Origin of the sequence: Microvirga aerilata (assembly GCF_016743775.1) — a bacterium.
Classification (GTDB): domain Bacteria; phylum Pseudomonadota; class Alphaproteobacteria; order Rhizobiales; family Beijerinckiaceae; genus Microvirga; species Microvirga aerilata.
Window position 1 is genome coordinate 1 of the sequence record NZ_JAEQMY010000344.1, and the last position, 759, is coordinate 759.

Below are 759 nucleotides of genomic sequence, written 5' to 3' on the forward strand. Positions count from 1 at the left end.
GCTCCCGAGGGTCACGCCACGCAGCTCAATCCGGTCTTGCCCGTCCGCAAAGTCCGTGATCGTGTCCCGACCGGTCCCTAGGGCGAATACGAACACATCACTGCCGCCATCCCCGCTCAGCCGGTCGTCACCGGCTCCGCCGTTGAGCACATCGTTGCCGGTGCCGCCGGTGAGGGTGTCGGCCCCGGCACTGCCGGTGAGGGTGTCGTGCCCGCCGCCGCCATGGATGCCCGTGATGCCGGTCAGTGCCACATTGGTGAAGTCGAGGCTCTCGCCCACAGGACCGACGTCCGAGCCTCGGATTTGCACCCCGGCAAAGCCGTTTGCGCTGATCGCCTCCACACCCGACAACGAGCGCAGGCCGATGATGGTGTTGTCTGCCGTGGCCTGGATCGTGTCAAACCCGGCCCCGCCATTCACCGTGTCAAAGCCGTCGGCGCTGCCCATGAAGGTGATCACATCATCCCCCGCATCCGCCGCGATGATGTCGTTGCCGGCATTGCCTGAGAGCGTGTCGTTGCCGTCATCGCCGTTCATCACGTCAGTGCCGAGCCCGCCCGACACCACATCATGGCCGATCCCGCCGGTGAGCCGGTCCGAGCCGTCGCCGCCGCTCACCACGTCGTTGCCGCTGCCGCCCACGATCGTGTCAGCGCCCGCACTGCCAGTGAGGGTGTCGTGGCCGGCTCCACCATCGATGCGGCTGATCCCCGTCAGTGTCACAGTGGAAAAGTCGAGGCTCTCGCCAATGGGCCCATC

Annotated in this window: 1 protein-coding gene; it reads right to left on the reverse strand. The window is 66.8% G+C overall.

Annotated elements, in window-relative coordinates; all coding sequences use genetic code 11:
* On the reverse strand, positions 1-759 hold a 759-nt coding region (locus tag JKG68_RS32735), incomplete at both ends, for a calcium-binding protein (RefSeq protein WP_281399289.1).